General features: G+C 69.2%; 15 protein-coding genes. 5 read left to right on the top strand and 10 right to left on the bottom strand.

Annotation, left to right across the window (positions count from 1 at the left end):
- Nucleotides 1-3 precede the first annotated feature (3 nt).
- From JDV09_RS15105 to JDV09_RS15115, 3 genes are read right to left on the bottom strand one after another with little or no spacing between them, the layout of a single operon-like run.
- Nucleotides 4-1,146 (bottom strand): acyl-CoA dehydrogenase family protein, encoded by a 1,143-nt coding sequence (locus JDV09_RS15105; RefSeq protein ID WP_221369955.1) that lies wholly within the window; start codon nucleotides 1,144-1,146, stop codon nucleotides 4-6.
- 33 nt (nucleotides 1,147-1,179) lie between these two features.
- Nucleotides 1,180-1,974: a crotonase/enoyl-CoA hydratase family protein gene (locus tag JDV09_RS15110; RefSeq protein ID WP_255605424.1), complete on the bottom strand. Its 795-nt coding sequence runs from the start codon at nucleotides 1,972-1,974 to the stop codon at nucleotides 1,180-1,182.
- 5 nt (nucleotides 1,975-1,979) lie between these two features.
- The gene (locus JDV09_RS15115; protein ID WP_221369957.1) at nucleotides 1,980-3,125 is read right to left on the bottom strand and encodes a thiolase family protein; all 1,146 of its coding nucleotides are present in this window, start codon (nucleotides 3,123-3,125) and stop codon (nucleotides 1,980-1,982) included.
- A gap of 174 nt (nucleotides 3,126-3,299) precedes the next feature.
- Between JDV09_RS15115 and JDV09_RS15120 the strand changes: the two genes are divergently transcribed.
- The 3 genes from JDV09_RS15120 to JDV09_RS15130 all read left to right on the top strand — a co-directional run bounded on the left by JDV09_RS15120 (nucleotide 3,300) and on the right by JDV09_RS15130 (nucleotide 6,708).
- Nucleotides 3,300-4,406, top strand: a complete 1,107-nt coding sequence (locus tag JDV09_RS15120) for a phenylacetate--CoA ligase family protein (RefSeq protein WP_221369958.1) — start codon at nucleotides 3,300-3,302, stop codon at nucleotides 4,404-4,406.
- Between the two features lie 2 nt (nucleotides 4,407-4,408).
- On the top strand, nucleotides 4,409-5,773 hold the full coding sequence (locus tag JDV09_RS15125; protein ID WP_221369959.1) for an aldehyde dehydrogenase family protein: 1,365 nt from the start codon (nucleotides 4,409-4,411) through the stop codon (nucleotides 5,771-5,773).
- Nucleotides 5,774-5,916: 143 nt separating this feature from the next.
- A complete protein-coding gene (locus tag JDV09_RS15130; RefSeq protein ID WP_221369960.1) occupies nucleotides 5,917-6,708 on the top strand; it encodes a FadR/GntR family transcriptional regulator in 792 nt (263 codons plus the stop codon).
- Here JDV09_RS15130 and JDV09_RS15135 read toward each other — a convergent pair.
- From JDV09_RS15135 to JDV09_RS15145, 3 genes are all read right to left on the bottom strand, one after another.
- Nucleotides 6,698-8,491: a DUF3556 domain-containing protein gene (locus tag JDV09_RS15135; RefSeq protein ID WP_221369961.1), complete on the bottom strand. Its 1,794-nt coding sequence runs from the start codon at nucleotides 8,489-8,491 to the stop codon at nucleotides 6,698-6,700. The genes JDV09_RS15130 and JDV09_RS15135 overlap by 11 nt on opposite strands.
- 172 nt (nucleotides 8,492-8,663) lie before the next feature.
- On the bottom strand, nucleotides 8,664-9,185 hold the full coding sequence (locus JDV09_RS15140) for a DoxX family protein (RefSeq protein WP_221369962.1): 522 nt from the start codon (nucleotides 9,183-9,185) through the stop codon (nucleotides 8,664-8,666).
- A gap of 54 nt (nucleotides 9,186-9,239) precedes the next feature.
- Nucleotides 9,240-10,676 (bottom strand): carotenoid oxygenase family protein, encoded by a 1,437-nt coding sequence (locus JDV09_RS15145; RefSeq protein WP_221369963.1) that lies wholly within the window; start codon nucleotides 10,674-10,676, stop codon nucleotides 9,240-9,242.
- Between the two features lie 63 nt (nucleotides 10,677-10,739).
- On the opposite strand from JDV09_RS15145, the gene JDV09_RS15150 reads away from it, so the two are divergent.
- Nucleotides 10,740-11,405: a TetR/AcrR family transcriptional regulator gene (locus JDV09_RS15150; protein WP_221369964.1), complete on the top strand. Its 666-nt coding sequence runs from the start codon at nucleotides 10,740-10,742 to the stop codon at nucleotides 11,403-11,405.
- Here JDV09_RS15150 and JDV09_RS15155 read toward each other — a convergent pair.
- Complete coding sequence (locus tag JDV09_RS15155; protein ID WP_221369965.1) at nucleotides 11,402-12,658, bottom strand: WS/DGAT domain-containing protein; 1,257 nt, start codon at nucleotides 12,656-12,658, stop codon at nucleotides 11,402-11,404. The genes JDV09_RS15150 and JDV09_RS15155 overlap by 4 nt on opposite strands.
- Nucleotides 12,659-12,682: 24 nt before the next feature.
- Between JDV09_RS15155 and JDV09_RS15160 the strand changes: the two genes are divergently transcribed.
- On the top strand, nucleotides 12,683-13,486 hold the full coding sequence (locus tag JDV09_RS15160) for an SDR family NAD(P)-dependent oxidoreductase (protein WP_221369966.1): 804 nt from the start codon (nucleotides 12,683-12,685) through the stop codon (nucleotides 13,484-13,486).
- Nucleotides 13,487-13,493: 7 nt separating this feature from the next.
- Here the strand turns inward: JDV09_RS15160 and JDV09_RS27295 are convergent, their stop codons facing one another.
- Genes JDV09_RS27295 through JDV09_RS15175 form a run of 3 tightly spaced genes read right to left on the bottom strand, consistent with a single transcriptional unit; the run spans nucleotide 13,494 to nucleotide 16,494 of the window.
- Nucleotides 13,494-14,273 carry an Rv1363c family protein gene (locus JDV09_RS27295; protein ID WP_221369967.1) on the bottom strand — a complete coding sequence of 260 codons (780 nt, stop codon included), beginning with the start codon at nucleotides 14,271-14,273 and terminating at the stop codon, nucleotides 13,494-13,496.
- The gene (locus JDV09_RS15170) at nucleotides 14,270-15,028 is read right to left on the bottom strand and encodes an Rv1363c family protein (RefSeq protein WP_221369968.1); all 759 of its coding nucleotides are present in this window, start codon (nucleotides 15,026-15,028) and stop codon (nucleotides 14,270-14,272) included. The genes JDV09_RS27295 and JDV09_RS15170 overlap by 4 nt, the downstream gene beginning before the upstream one ends.
- Nucleotides 14,992-16,494 (bottom strand): MCE family protein, encoded by a 1,503-nt coding sequence (locus JDV09_RS15175; protein WP_221369969.1) that lies wholly within the window; start codon nucleotides 16,492-16,494, stop codon nucleotides 14,992-14,994. The genes JDV09_RS15170 and JDV09_RS15175 overlap by 37 nt, the downstream gene beginning before the upstream one ends.
- Nucleotides 16,495-16,496 lie beyond the last annotated feature (2 nt).

Below are 16,496 nucleotides of genomic sequence, written 5' to 3' on the forward strand. Positions count from 1 at the left end.
CTGCTACAGGCCCAGGTCGCGGCCGATGATCTCCTTCATGATCTCGGTGGTGCCACCGAAGATGGTCTGGATGCGGCCGTCGACGTAGTCGCGGGCGACGCGGTACTCCATCATGTAGCCGTAGCCGCCGTGCAGCTGCACACACTGGTCGACGATCTTCTTCGCGGTCTCGGTGGCCCACCACTTGGCCTTGGCGGCCTCGACGGCGGTCAACTCGCCGTCGACGACGCCCTGCAGGCAGCGGTCGATGTAGCACTCGGTGATCTCGAGCTCGGTGTCCATCTCGGCCAGCAGGAACCGGTTGTGCTGGAAGCTGCCGATCGGCTGCCCGAAGGCCTTGCGGTCCTTGGCATACTGCACCGTCTGACGCCAGGTCTCGCGCGCCCCGGCGATCGCGCTGATGGCGATGGAGAGCCGCTCGGAAGGCAGGTTCTGCATCAGCTGGTAGAAGCCTCGGCCCTCCTTACCGAGCACGTTGGCACTGGGCACCCGGACGTTCTCGAAGTGCAGCTCCGAGGTGTCCTGGGTGTGCAGGCCCATCTTGTCGAGCTTGCGACCGCGGGTGAACCCCTCCATGCCGCGCTCGACGACCAGCAGTGTGAAGCCCTTGTGCCCGGCCTCGGGGTCGGTGCGGCACACCACGACGACCAGGTCGCAGTTGATGCCCGAGGAGATGAACGTCTTGGAGCCGTTGACGATCCAGTCGTCGCCGTCGCGGACCGCAGAGGTGCGGATGCCCGCGAGGTCGCTGCCGGCGCCGGGTTCGGTCATCGCGACCGCGATGACCGTCTCGCCGCTGGCGATGCCGGGCAGCCACCGCTGCTTCTGCTCGTCGTTGGTCAGGTCCTTGAAATACGGACCGACGACGTCGTTGTGCAGGCTCAGCGCGGGCGCGGGCACGCCCGCCTTCGCGATCTCTTCGTCGATGATCGCGTTGAACCGAAAGTCGTCGCTCCCACCGCCGCCGTACTCCTCGGGCATGTTGAACCCGATCAACCCGTGCTTGCCGGCGGCGACGTAGGCCGACCGGTCGACGATGCGTTCGGCTTCCCACTTCTCGGAGTTGGGGACGAGTTCACTCTCGATGTAACCGCGGACGGTGTCGCGGAACGCTTCGTGCTCGGCGTCGTAGATCGTGCGCTTCATAGATGATTCCTCACTTGTCTTGGCCTACTTGGCTTACCGGGCTTTCCACACCGGCGGGCGCTTCTGCGCGAACGCCAACGGCCCCTCTTTGGCATCCTCGGAGCTGAACACCACCGCCACTTCGCGCATCGTGCGTGTCCAGCCCGGCTCGTCGGCGGCGACCACGGCGTCGTCGGCGCCGACGGCGACGCGCTTGCTGGCCTGCACCGCCAGTGGCGCGTTGACGGTGATCCGTTCGGCCAGGGCCAGCGCGGCGTCGAGTTCGGTCCCGTCCGGCACAACCTGGTTGATCAGGCCCCACTTCAGCGCGTCGGCCGAGGTGATCGGCTCACCGGTGAACATCATCTCCAACGCGACCTTGCGCGGGATCTGCTCGACGAGCCGGAAAACACCGCCGGCCGCCGCGATCAGACCCCGTTTCACCTCGGGCAGACCGAATTTCGCGCTCTCACCGGCAACGACGAGGTCGCTGGCCAGCGCCAGCTCGGTACCGCCGCCCAGCGCGGTGCCGTTGACCGCGGCGATCGTCGGCTTGTCGATGAAATGCCGCACATACCCGGCGAACCCCCACTTGGGCCGATCGGGATGACCGATGTTCTCGCCCCGCGACAGCGCCTTGAGATCGGCTCCGGCGCAGAAGGATTTGTTCCCCGAGCCGGTGACCACGACGACCCGGACCTCGGGATCGTGCTGCGCCTCCTCCAGCGCATCGCCGAGTGCGATGGACACCGAGGAGTTGATGGCGTTGCGGGCCTCCGGCCGGTTGATCGTGATGACCATGACGTTGCCCCGGCGCTCGACGAGGGCGCCGGGGGCCACGTCAGCCAGTTCGGTCACAGCAGCTCCAGGATGGTGGCGTTGGCCTGGCCGCCACCCTCGCACATCGTCTGCAGCCCGTACTGAATTCCGTTGTCGCGCATGTGGTACAGCAGCGTCGTCATGATGCGGGCGCCGGAGCCGCCCAACGGGTGACCCAATGCGATCGCCCCGCCGTTGGGGTTGAGCTTCTTCTCATCGGCGCCGATGTCCTTCAGCCACGCCATGGGCACCGGGGCGAAGGCCTCGTTGACCTCGAACGCTCCGATCTGGTCGATGGTCAGGCCGGAACGCTTGAGCGCCTTCTGGGTGGCCGGGATCGGAGCGGTCAGCATGATGACCGGATCGGCGCCCGCGAGCACCGCGGTGTGCACCCTGGCCAGCGGCTTGAGACCCAGTTCCCTGGCCTTGTCAGCGGACATGAACAGCAGCGCCGCCGAGCCGTCGGAGATCTGGCTGGAGTTGCCGGCGTGGATCACGCCGTCCTCCTTGAACGCCGGCTTGAGCTGGCCCATCTTCTCCAGCGTGGTGCCACGGCGGATGCCCTCGTCCTTGAGCACCGTGCCGCCTTCGGCATCCTTGATCGCCACGATCTGATCGTCGAACGCGCCGGAATCCTGTGCCGCGCCAGCCTTTTCGTGCGAGTCGAGGGAGAACTGGTCGAGCATGGTGCGATCCAGGCCCCACTGCTCGGCGATCATCTCCGCGCCGATGCCCTGGTTGGGGGTCTGGCTGTAGCGGTTCTTGAACCCCGCCGAATACGGGTTGCCGCCGTTGGCCAGCGAGGAGCCCATCGGGGTGCGCGACATCGACTCGACGCCACCGGCGACGACGACGTCGTAGTGGCCGGCCACCACACCCGCGGCCGCGAAGTGCACCGACTGCTGGCTGGAACCGCACTGCCGGTCCACGGTCACGCCGGGCACCGACTCGGGCCAGCCGGCGGTCAGCAGCGCGGTGCGGCCGATGTCGAGTGCCTGCTCGCCGGCCTGCATGACGCAGCCCCAGATGACGTCGTCGACCAGCGCCGGGTCCACCCCGGCCCGTTCCACCAGACCGTTGAGCACCTGCGCCGACAGCTCGGCCGGGTGTACACCCGACAATCCGCCGTTGCGCTTGCCGACCGGTGAGCGGACAGCCTCGACGATGACGGCTTCAGCCATGGGAGTTCTCCTTCGACGTGTCGTGTACCCCGAACGTAATAGAACAAGGTTTACTAGGTCAACCTACTGGTTGGTAGACGGTGACTGCGGGCGCCCCCACGAATTCACCGACCGGAAAACTGACGCTCACCGGCGGCGACGACCCGGCCCGCGGGGCTGCGTCAAGATGACCGGATGGAGTCGTCCACCGATCCATCCGATCGTCTGCTCGACGTTCCCCGCACGCACCCGCCGGCCGCACAGGCCTACCTGGAGGCGGTCCTGGCCTGGCACTTCAGCGAGGACACCGGCTCGCCGTTCTGGCTGCGCGCAGCGCCAAGGCTCGGCTTCGATCCGATCACCGACATCCGAAGCTACGACGACCTGCGCCGGTTCCCCAATCTGGTCGACGAGCTGCGCGACGCCCCCGTCGAGGACCTCGTGCCCCGTGGGTACGGCAGCCCGCCGCCGGTCCCCCGGGTCTTCGAATCGGGCGGCACGACCGGCGCCGCGAAGCGCACCGCCCAGTTGCCCGATTGGCTCGAGCAGGTGACGCGCTGGCAGGTCGAGGACTTCACCGCGGGCGGGTTCGTGGCCGGCGCCGGACTGCTGTGCATGATGCCCGGCGGCCCACACGGTGTCGGGCACTTCGACCGCGCGGTGGCCGAGCGCCTCGGGTCGGTGTTCCACGCGATCGACCTCGACCCGCGGTGGGTGAAGAAGCTGGCGCTACGCGGCGACGCCGCGGCCGTCGCGACGATCGCGGACTACGTCGGACACGTGCTCGACCAGGCCCGCGACATCCTGCGCACCCAGACGGTGGCCAACCTGCACGCCACCCCGCCGCTGCTGGAGGCGATCGCCGGCGACGACGAGCTCACCGCCCTGGTCAACCGCCGGATCCGCTACATCCTGCTCAGCGGGGCGCACGTCGACGCCGACACCATGGACCTGTTCCGCGGCATCTTTCCCGGGGCGGACATCGCCGTCGCGTTCGGCAGCACGATGATCCTGTCCCAGGCCGCCACCCGCATCCACGGCGACGCGCTGATCTTCGACCCGCGCTCGCCCTATGTGGTGTTCTGGGTCGTCGACCCCGACACCGGACGGCAGGTCGACTACGGCGAGCGGGGCCGGGTGGTGATGAACCACCTCAGCAAGGGCATGTTCATCCCCAACAATCTGGAGCGCGACACCGCGATCCGGATGCCCGGCCCGGCCGGACAGATCGGCGACTCGGTCAGCGAGGTGGCGCCGGTCGCGGTGTTCGACGGGGCGCCGGTGATCGAGGGCGTGTACTGACCGTGGCCGGCGTCCCCGTCGTCGACGCACTCGGCCCGGACGGCGAATACCGCACGCGCACCCGCGAACTCGTGACCGACCCGCGCGGTACCCCGTTGGTCGACCTGGCCGTGGTGCCGCGGCTCTACGTCACCAGATCGGTGGCCGCACAGCGCCGGGCCGCACCACTGCCGATCACCGAGCGGGCGGCCGCGCTGACCCGTGCGGCCGAGATCTTCTCCTCGACGCGGATCGCGGGGCTCGACCTCGCCGGCTACGTGGATCTGACCTGCCGGGCCTCCGGGCTGCCGCTGCCGGTGGCGCGCGCAGGCGCCGAGGTCGTGGCGGAGTCGCTGGCGACGGCCTTCGACGCGGTACGCGCCGCGCTGCCCGCCGGGGTGACGCTCGACTGGCGCGATCAGCCCGGCGGCGGCGTGTGGGCACGGCGCGGGGAAGTGCTCGCCGTGCACGCGCCGGGCAACGCCCCCGGGGTGCACGGCCTGTGGCCGCAGGCGCTCGCGCTGGGTTACCGGGTCGCGGTCCGGCCGTCCCGCCGCGAGCCGCTGACCGCCCACCGGGTGGTGACCGCCCTGCGGCGGGCCGGATTTCGCGACGTCGACGCCCTCTATCTGCCGTCGGGTCACACCGGCGCCGACGACCTGGTCCGCGCGGCCGACCTGGCCCTGGTGTACGGCGGGACCGACGTCGCCGAGCGATACGCGCAGGACCCGACCGTGTTCGTCAACGGGCCCGGCCGCAGCAAGATCCTGATCACCGCCGAACAGGACTGGCGCGACCACCTCGACGTGGTGGTCGACTCCGTCGCCTCGCTGGCCGGGATGGCCTGCGTCAACGCCACCGCGGTGCTCTACGAGGGCGACCCGGCGCCGCTGGCCCGGGCACTGGCCGACCGGCTCGACACGCTGCCGGCACTGCCCAACACCGACCCTGGTGCGGCGCTGCCGACCGCCCCGATCGACAACGCCCGTGCCATCGCCGCATACCTGGGCGCCACGGCCGTGGGCACCACCCCACTGCTCGGCGCCGACCGGGTCGTCGCCGACCTCGGCGACGGATATGCGGCACTACGCCCCGCGGTGCACCTGCTCGAGCGGCCCGACCCCCGGATCCTGGGGGCCGAACTGCCGTTCCCGTGCGTCTGGGTGGCGCCGTGGTCGCGCGCGGACGGCCTGGCGCCGCTGCGGCACAGCCTGGTGATCACCGCGATCACCTCCGACGAGCAGCTGCTCGACCGAATGGTGCACGACCCGACGGTGGCCAACGTCTACCGCGGCGACGTCGCCACCCACCACAGCACGCCGCAGATCCCGCACGACGGCTTCTTGGCCGATGCCCTGATGCGCAACAAAGGATTCGTCAGCCGGTAGCCCGGCGTCGCCGGCGATGCGCGGCGCCGCGCCGACCTGCATTGATACCATCTGGCCGGGTTGCGGCAATCTCACATGGTTTACTGAGTTGCACAGCTAAACGACGGTCGGGCAGACCGGCTCGATCATTCCAAGGAGGTGCCGTGGCCCGAAACACCCCGCTGGCACCGATGATCGGCCCGAGCGCCGGCGCCTCCCGCACGGCCGTGCGCTCCCCGAAGACCGCCGAGCTGGTGGCCGGGACGTTGCGCCGGATGATCGTCGACGGGCAACTCAAAGACGGTGACTTCCTGCCCAACGAGGCCGAGCTGATGACCCACTTCGGAGTCAGCCGGCCGACGTTGCGGGAGGCCGTCCGGGTGCTGGAGTCTGAGCGCCTGGTGGAAGTGCGCCGCGGATCGCGCACCGGGGCGAGGGTACGGGTCCCCGGACCCGAGATCGTCGCCCGCCCGGCCGCCCTGCTGCTCGAGCTGTCCGGGGCGACCATCGCCGACGTGATGACGGCCCGGTCGGGCATCGAACCGAGGGCCGCCCGGCTGCTCGCCGAGTCCGGCAACGAGGCGGCCTTCGCCGAGCTGGAGACGATGCTGGAGGAACTCATCGCCGCCGGCTGGCAGTCGGGCCAGCTGGCCGAGACCACGGGCGAGTTCCACCGCCGGGTCGTCGAGCTGTCCGGCAACGCGACGTTGAGCATCATCGCGGGGATGCTGCACGAGATCACGGTGCGCCACAACGAGTTTCTGTTCAACGAGCGGCGACCGGTGTCGAAGTCCGACTACGACACGCTGATGCGGTCCTACCGCAAGCTGATGCAGTTGCTGCGGGCCGGGGACGCCAGTGGCGCCGAAGCACATTGGCGCAGGCACCTCGACACCGCCCGCGAACTGCTGCTGACCGGATTGGACACCGTCAAGGTCCGCGACGTCATGGGCTGACCGACGCCGACCACGTCACGTGCACCGGCACGGTGTCGTCCCAGGGCTGGCGGGTCACCATGTCGGCGACCATCACGTAGCCGCGTTCGAACTCACCGGTCGCGGCGTCGACGAGACGGTATTCCTGGCGCTGCCGGTGGATGGGCTGCGCGTCGAGCAGCAGCACCCGGACCTCTCCCGGCTCGAAATGGCAGCGCTTCTGCAGGGCGGTGATCAGTTGCTCGTTGTGCATGTGCCCGTCACCGAAGTTCCAGCCGATCGCCGTGCTGCAGATCCGCTCGCCGTCGGTGAGCACGTAGTCCTCCTCGTCGCCTGAGCCGGCTGAGCCGGCAATCTGACCTGAGCCGGCTGAGCCGGCAATCTGGCCTGAGCCGGCCATCGCGCGGTGGGCGAGGGTGAACATGGCCCGGCCGTGCGTGTTGAAGGACCGGAACGCGTATCCCATGTACTGGTACATCTCCGCGGTCTCCTTGCTGCCGTAGAACTTCTCCATCTGGGCGGCGGGCATGCTGGCGATCGCGACGATGCCCGCGGCGATCTTCGCCTCGGCGGAGGGCTTGATGCACCACAGCGAGGTGTCCCAATTGCCGGCGTAGTACCGCATGCCGGGCAGGAAGGACACCCGGCGCGGGAACAGGTTTCCGATCACGACGGTGCCCGCGACCACGGCGAAGAGCACGATCGGCCAGGGGCTGCCCAGATCACCGAGACCGATGCCGGCGTGGCCGACGAACAGCGCGAGCACGCTGAACATCATGAAGACGTTCCACTCCAGCGGCACCCCCATCGGGATCGACGACAGGATGCCGAAGTGGAAGCACAGCATGACGAACGCGGCCAGGTAGGTGGGCCAGCCGCCGTGGGAGAAGAACAGCACCAGCGGCACCAGCCCTTCGACGGCGGTGGAGAAGTGCGCCAACCACCGCGACGCCCGACCCGGCCGCAGGTCGTCGGGAAAATGCTCGAAGAACCTGCGTTTGATCCAGCGCGGCCGGAACACCGGGTTGTTGCTCATCATCGTCGAGATGACGAACGGGAAGTGCTTGTTGAGCTTCGACGTCGCGGCACCCAGCCAGATCACCAGGCAGACCAGCTTGGCGGCGATGACGATGTCGGCACCGGTGAACAGGAAGGCGACCGCCAGCGAGCCGTAGACCTCGCCGCGGGCGGCCAGGAAAATCACCTTGTCGCGCAGCCCGGCCACCGCGAGGACGGCCAGGATCGCGACGGTCTGCCACACCGGCAGCACACCCACCCGCGAGCCGATCTCGGGGATGGGCCCGGTGCCATCGGAGAAGAGTGCCACCAGCAACGCCACCAGCAACGCCGCATACAGCGCCACGTCGAACGGGGTGCGTTCGTCACCCGCGGTCAGCGGCACCCGGTTCGGCCAGGGCGGCAGCCGGATCGTCTTGGGCCGCAGCCAGTACAGGATCGACCCCATCGGCGGGAAGAACCGGTTGTTCAGCGGCCCGAACCCGCAGCCGAGGCCGACGACCTCGAACAGCATCGTGTAGAACACGACCTTCTGGTAGACGATCGGCTCGGCATACCAACCAGCGACGTTGGTGAACCCATCGATCCCGGCGGTGGTCAGCACCACCAGCCAGGCGCCGAGCACGTACAGCAGGACCTTGACGACGTAGAACAGGTGCAGGACGACCGGCGTGCCGAAGCCCACCTCGGCCCAGTGCCGGGCCATCGGGACGATCTTCTCGGCGCGGGTCCCCTTGCTCCATTCGGCGTAGTCGACGACGGGAGCATCCTGCTCGAGAAACCCCATGCCCGCCAGACTAGAACGCGTTCCAGTTACGCCGAGGCAGAACCACACCCACTGGGACAGCGCGCCGCCAGTGTGCGCTCTTATACCCTCGTATAGCCCTCGCCACGGCGTGCCGCGGACGAAACCGCACACTGGCGCACGGTCCCGCCCGACGACGCGCGGCTAGGTACCGCTAAGCGCCGGTCTTGGCCGGCGGACGGTAGAAGATCACCAGCTGACCGATGCCGCCGGCCAGGCCCAGTACGGCCGAGATGACCAGGCCCCACCAACCGTGCAGCAGGTCGTAGAAGCCGGTACCGGAGAACAGCAGGTAGTCCAGGCTGAGCTTGCCCGCCCCGATGGTGGCGATGCCGACGGCCGAAGCCGCCAGCACCAGGTTGTACTCCCAGCCCTCCTTGACGATGAAGAAGCCGTTGGGCTTGTGCACCGTCCACGCGGCGACCAGCATCAATGCGACGAAACCGGCAGCCGGGATCGGGGTCAGCAGACCCACCGCCAGCCCGAGGCCGGCGGCCATCTCAGTGGTCGCCGCGATCCGGGCGTGGAACATCCCGGGCTTCATGCCCATGCTGTCGAACCAGCCGGCGGTGCCCTTGAGGCCACCCTTGCCGAAGAACTTGTTGTAGCCGTGGGCGGCCATCGTCAGGCCCAGCACGACCCGCAGGATGAGCACTCCAACGTCGTAGGCAGTCATGCAACAGAATCTAGGCCATCTGTCACGCGGCGGCCGCCCAGCCCCCTCGCGCAGCTAGCCGGCGGGCACCCAGTTGCCGTGGAATCCGGCCGGAACGCGGTGCGGAAGCTTGATCCTCGCGACGTCCTGGAGGGTCTGGGCGTCCAGGATCGCCAACTCGCTGCGGTCGGTCGGCCGGTCGTAGACGAAACCCATCAGCACGCCGTCATCCTCGACGGCATCGTCGGCAGACGGGTGGAAGACGAATTCGCCCAGCGCCTTGTCGGCGCCGAAGCGACGGGTGATCGACGCGTCGCCGACGAGGTCGTGCTTGATCAGCGTGTCGGTGGAGTCGCCGCCGTCGAAGGATGGCGTGTAGCCGAACCGGTGCTGCTTGCCGACCAGGCGCTCGTCGACCCGGGGGAACTCCTGTCCACGGTCGTCGATCCGGGATTCGCGGATCTTGCCGTCGGCCAGGTCCACCGTCCAGCGATCCAACGTCGCCGGCCCCTCGTTGGGGCCCAGGTGATCGGTGTCGAACATCTTCGGATGCCGCACCACGTCCAGCACGATGGTGTCGCTGTCTTCGTAGGCGTTCATCGGATGAAAGACGTAGCACGGCTCGACGTCGAACCACCGCACGTCGGCGTTGCCACCGTTGCGCGGCATCACCCCCACCCGCGCCGGATGACGCGGGTTCCACGAGTACGGCAACCGCCGGTCGGTCGACGAGCCCACCGGCCTGCGCGCGGTGATCGGGTCGGGGATCCGGACTCGGCCGATCAGTGCAGACAGCATCAGCCGCACCGGCAGGCGCAGTGCGGGCGGCACGGCCATCGTCGCCGCCTCGCGGGCGTCGAAGGTGACCGGCAGGTCGTAGATCATCACGTGCTTCTCGGTGAGCGAGAAGTCATGCATCATCGGGCTACCGGCCACCTCGATGTCGACGGTCCGCCGCGCCCGTCCGTCGGTGCCGATCACCGAGTACTGCACGGTGTTGCCGCGCAACATGCTGTAGGACACCGCGTGCAGCTCACCGGTGTCGGGATCCCGTTTGGGATGAGCGGTGTACCCGCCGGCCAGTGTCCCGTCGAAATCGCAGATCCCGACGGTGTCGAGCTCGTCGGTCAGCTCGTAGCTGGTCGCGCCGCCCTCGATGAGCGCGAGCGTCTTGCCGGCGTGGCCGATCACATTGGTGTTCGCCCCGATCGGGAGCGCGCCGACGTCGCCGACCGGACTGCGCTCACCCAGTGCCCGCGCCGTCTGCGGGCCGCGCACCCACCGGTTGCGGTACCACTCGGCCCGACCGTCGCGGATGCGCACACCGTGCACCATGCCGTCGCCGAGAAACCAGTGATAGAGCTCCGGGTCGATCTCACCGACCGGGTTGGGGCCGTTGCGCAGGTATCGCCCGTCGAGGTGGTCGGGGATGTTCCCGGTCACCTCGAGGTCGGTCAGCGTGAATTCCTCGGAGAGCGGCGCGAATGCCCCCTCGAGATAGCGATTGTCCATTGGCACCCCTATAACAACGTTATATCCGGTTAGGTATAACACCGTTATGGCAGGATGGCAAGCATGACCGGCGCGCGCGACACATTGACCGAGGCCGGGGTGGCGATCCTGGAGCGCGACGGGGTTGCGGCGCTGAGCGCCCGCAACGTCGCCACCGAGGCGGGCACCTCGACGATGGCGGTCTACACCCACTTCGGCGGAATGACGGGCCTGCTCGACGCCATCGCCGTCGACGTGTTCGTCCGATTCACCCGGGCACTCACCGAGATCCCCGACACCGACGATCCGGTGGCGGACTTCATCGCGATGGGGCTGGCCTATCGCCGCTTCGCGCTGGACAACCCCCAGCGCTACCAGCTGATGTTCGGCGCCGCGTCGCCGCCGTCGATCGCACGGTTCCGCGCGGACCTGACCGTCACCGGTAGCGCGACCAACCGGACCGAGTGGGCCGAATCGTTCGATGCACTGCGCCGCGGTGTGCACCGCATGATGGCGGCGGGCCGCATCCGAACAGACGACGAACTGGCGGTGGCGGGCCGACTGTGGAGCATCAACCACGGCGCGGTGCTGCTGGAGATGGCGGGCTTCTTCGGCCACGAAGGCCATGGGCTGACCCAGATCGTGGGCCCGCTGATTCTCGACACCCTGGTGGGCATGGGCGATGACCGCGACGCCGCCGTGCGGTCACTGCAGAAGGCGCTGACCGACGCTCAAGCCGACGGCGGCTAGCGCCCGAGCGCCGCGTCGAGACGATCGACATAGGCGTCGATATCGCCGATCGCCGACTCGGCCGCGTGCACGCTGATCGCGACCGTGTCGCCGATGCCGTGCACTCCGTGGGTCAGCCCCATCATCGGCGACAGGCCGGGCAACCCGGCGGTGAAAACCACTGCGGCCCCGCCGAAGTGCAGATCCTTCGGGCCGCGGTCCACGCTGGACACCACGGTGTTGCCGATGACGGTGTCCGATCGGAGGGTGGCATCGAATTGCCGGACGCCCCAGCGCAACAGCGGGGCCGGAACCGAGGCGAAGGCCGCGCTCTCGGCACGCATCGCCGGGTGGGTCGCGCGGCGACGACGCCGATGCAGCTCGGCTTCGATCGCCGCCCGCCGGCGGTCCACCGCCAGCTCGGGGTGCAAGCCGATGCCGACGTTGCCGAAATGGTTGTTGGCCCTGCGTGTTCCGGCCTTGGCCATCGGTACCTCGGCACCGAGCAGCGCAGCATCCTCGCCGAGGTCACCCAGATGGCCGGCCAGTGCTTCCGACACCGCGGCCAGCACGTCGACGGTCACCGTCGCGCCCGATGTCCGGTGCCGCCCGCGGATCACCGTCCGGCTTGCGCGCCGGCCGATCGGCTGCGCGTTGCTGCGCAGCGCGGGCCGCGAAACCGCCTGGGCGGGAACCAGTCCGGCACCGGTGTCACGTACCAGTGCACGGTGCGCCCGGGCCGCCCGGAACGCGCGCCACGGCAGCGCCCACGCCGGATGCGCCGGTGCCGGCACCGGCGGGACCGCGGCCGCCCGGCCGAACAGCAGGGCCGCCAGCGCCGAGGACCGCTGCCCGTCGCCGAGCGCGTGGGAGATCTGCAGCACCGCCACCACGCTGCATCTCGCTCCCGGCGGACCGCCGGCGCCCGGGAACACATGCACCCGCCACGGCATCACCCGCGGGTCGAGCTGATGGCCGGCCAGCGCGATGACGGCGTCCAGACAGGCCTGCCACGTGGGGTCGGACAGCTCGTGCACGGTGAAGCGGTCGGCATCGACCTCGCAGGGCCGCCACTCCGGATAGCTCAACGGGTCGGTATCGGAGATCCGCAGTCGCAGTTCCGGGCATGCGCGGGCTCGTTCGGCGACATCGCGCAGGGCAGGCTCGAGATCGGCCGACCCGTCGCCGAAGCCGTACACCAGGAACTGGTCGTTGGGAATGGCGCGTGACATCCAGTACATCTGGGCGTCGACCACCGCGAGCCGGCGCGTCATGGCTCCCACGTTAGGCTCTGCCTCATGGCGCTGCCGCCCGTGTCCGACACCGGAGCGGTCCTCGTCACCGGCGCGTCCTCGGGCATCGGCGAGCAGATCGCCCGGGAGTTCGCCCGCCGCGGATATCGGGTGATCCTGGTGGCCCGGCGAGCCGAACTCCTCGATGCGCTGGCCACGTCGCTGCGCCGGGCCGACGTGCTGGCCGCCGACCTCGCCGACCCGGCGCAGCGCGCCGGGCTGGCCGACCGGGTGGCCGGGCTGGGCCTGACCGTCGACGTGCTGGTCAACAACGCCGGGTTGGCCAACCTGGGTGCGGTGGCCTCGGTAGACCCCGCCGCCGAACTGCGCCTGGTCGAGGTGGACGTCGCCGCGGTGGTCGACCTCTGCGGCCGGTTCGTCCCCGGCATGGTTTCGCGTGGCCGCGGCGCGGTCCTCAACGTGGCCTCGGTCGGGGCGTTCGGTCCGGTGCCCTGGCAGGCGTCCTATGGGGCGGCCAAGGCGTTCGTGCTGTCCTACACCCAGGCCATGGGCGAGGAACTGCGCGGCACCGGGGTGACTGCGGCGACGTTGTGTCCGGGGCCGGTCCGCACCGGGTTCGGCGAGGCGGCCGGCATCCCCGACGAGGAAGCCGAGAAGCTGCTGCCGAAGTTCCTGTGGGAGCAGGCCGGCGACGTCGCCCGCACCGCGGTCGAGGGCCTGGCCCGCGGCGCGACGGTGATCGTGCCCGGAGCGCCGAACCGGGTCGCCGCGCTGCTGTACCGGCTCGCACCCCGATGGCTCCTGCTACCGATACTTGCGCGTAGCCATCCGGGCCGCACCAGGACCTGACGGGCGGTCAGACCGGGTCGAACTCCGAGATCAGCCAGCGGCCGTCGACCTTGTCCAGGGTGACCCGGACGCTGGATGCGGTGTCGGTCGGCGCGTCCCCCCCGACGGTCACCGTCTGGTTGACGAACAGCAGCACGACGGCGTGGTCCGGGTCCGCCGACACCGACGCCGCCGCGGGCACCGAGGCGACCGCGGAGATCTGCTTCTCCTTGGCACCCGGGATCACCACATCGGTGGTCAGCGAGGTGTAGTCGTCGCGGAACTCGCCTGTCAGCAGGTCGCGCGCCGCACCGAGCTGCTGCTCGACGGTGCCGGGCTCATACGACAGCAGCGCGATCGTGCTGTCCTTGGCGGCCTGCACCGACGCCGCCGCAGCCAGCTCGCTGTCGCGGACCGTGTTGTCCCGCCACTTGAGGAAACCGGCACCGAGCGCGAGCACCAGCGCCAGCGCCGGCAACAGACCGAACGCGACGACCCGCTTCCATTCGATCCGGCGCTTGGCCTTGCCGGTCTCGGCGGCCGCGTCCTCGGCGTCCGCGGTGGACTCGGCGTCCGCGGCCCCGTCGGTGGACTCGGCCTCCTCGGTGGACTCGGCGCCGTCGGTGGACTCTGCGGTGTCGTCGGCCGGCTTCTCGTCGTCGACGACCGTGTCCTCGACGTCCTTCGAGTCTGCGGTGTCGTCGGTTGCGGCGTCTTCGGTGCCGGTGTCTTCGACGTCCTTCGGGTCTGTGGTGTCGTCGTCCACGGCGCCGGTCTCGTCCACGGTCTCGGTCTTCTCACTGCTCACGGCACGAACTCCACATTGGCCACCTTGGCTCCGTCATCCACCTTCTGCACCAGAAGCCGCATCCGCCACGCCCGCGGCGCCTGGTCGGGCGCACCGGCGTTCGACGTGCGCACGCTGACCGCGACGAGCACCTGGGCCTCGTCGTCGCTCGACGATTCCAGACCGGCCTCCGAGATCGTGCCCTCCGACTTGGACTGGGCCTGCTTGACCACCTCCACGAACGGCTCGGCGCGCTGCTGGAAATCGTCATAGAACGTGCCGGTCGCGGAGTCGAGGATGCGCTGCACGTCGGCGTCGGCGGTCTCGAAGCTGATCGTCGTGAGGTTCAGCGCGCCCTGCCGGCCCACCTGGAGGAACAGGTTGCGCTGCGCCTCGGCGCGATTCGACTCGTAGGTGCGGAATCCCAGCCAGCCGGTCAGGCCCGCCAGGGCCAGCACCGCCACCAGACCGGCGATCAGCGCGAGCTTGACGTGCGACATCGGGGCGCGCCCGTGATCGGCGTCCTCGGTCTCGTCGGACCCGGTCTCGTCGGACCCGGTCTCGTCGGACTCGATCTCAGCGTCCTCGGTCTCAGCGACGGCCTCGGTGGCCTCTCCGTCGTCCGAGTCCTCGATTTCGCCGGCCGGGTGCGCATCCTCGACGCCCGCAGGCTCGACTGCGCTCGACTCGGGTTCGACGCCGCCCGACGAGGTCTCCTCGGCTGCCGAGTCCGGCTCCGTCAATTCCCCTTCGGGGGCAGCAGCATCGTCTGCCATGTTTGCTCCTCTGCGGCACCGGGCGCCAGGTTGGCCTGTGTGTACACACGCCCGTCCGGTCCAACGTACGTGCCGCTCGCCGGATCGTATTCAGCGGCCGCCACCGGAGACGGTGGTGGAGCCGGCGGAGGGACTGATTCTGCAGGTGGGATGTCCGGGGGCACGTCCGGCACCGCTTGCCCCGATGCCGTCGCGTTGGGGTCGCCCTTCCAGTTGTATCCGTCGTTCAACGGCACGTAGACCTCGCCGCTCTCACATTCCTGCCAGGTCGGAGCGCGTTTGCCCGGCACGGTCACGCAGGGCAGGTTGCGTGCGCCGCGGACATTGAACGGGGAATCCTGCGGAACCCGGCAGTACAGATTGCCCAGCGGCCTGTCCGGATAGTCCTCGAACGTCGGCACCCGCCGCTGCTGAGCCGGCAGGAACCCGGTGGTGCAGGGCGGCGGCAGCTGCTGCGGTGGCAGCGGTATCGGTGCCGGCAACAGCGGGATCGCCAGGTTCAAGTTGAAGACCAGGGCATCGCCCATGTAGTCCTGCTTCGTGTTCCGCTTGTGCACGCCGACGGCCTGGGTGACCGCGGTGCCCTGCGGTAAGAGCACCAGCAGCTGCTCCAGGCTCGGTTGGTAGGTGACCGCCACCTCGCCGACGCTGACCAGGTTGGCCAGCACGATCGGCAGTGTCGGCTGCAACCGGTCGAAAAGCGCCCGCACTTCGTCGGCGGCCCCCGGACCCTTGTCGAGAAGACCGCCGACAGCCGCGTCCTGGCTCTGCAGCTGACCGGTGATGTTCGCCAGATTCCGGGCCCACGCCTGGATCGAGTCCCCGGTCTCAGTCTGCGAATCGAGCACCGGTTTGGATTCGTCGACCAGGGTGATCAAGGAGTCCAGGTTCGCGCGGGCGTCGATTGCGAGTGTGGCGCTTCCGCTGACCAGCCGACGCAGGTCCGGCCCCAGCCCGCCGACCGCGACGTAGGCCTCGTCGACGACGGTCTGCAGGTTTTCCTGCGGTATCGCCTCCAGCCCGCGATTGGTGGCGTCCAACACGGTGTTGATGTCCATCGGAACCGTCGTGCGGTCCACCGGTATCACATCACCGTTCTTCAACACGGGGCCGTCGCCGCTGCGGGGCAGCAGCTGGACGTACTGCTCGCCGACGGAGGACACGCTGTGCACCTCGGCGTCGACGTCGGCGGGGATGGGGACGTCGTTATTCAGCGACAGGACCGCCGCGACACCGGTGTCGGTCAGCTCGACGCTTTTCACCTCGCCGACCTCCACGCCGCGATAGGTGACATTGCCCCTCTGGTACAACCCGCCCGCCTCGGGCAGCTCCACCGTCACCCGGTACTGCCCGGCGCCGAGTAGCGCGGGCAGCCGCATGTAGGCGAAGACCATGATCGACAGCGCGGTCGCCGCTATGACGATGAAGATCGCCATCTGGATGAGGATTCGACGTGTCAGACGCATGG

Origin of the sequence: Mycolicibacterium xanthum, assembly GCF_019710635.1 — a bacterium.
Classification (GTDB): Bacteria; Actinomycetota; Actinomycetes; order Mycobacteriales; family Mycobacteriaceae; genus Mycobacterium; species Mycobacterium xanthum.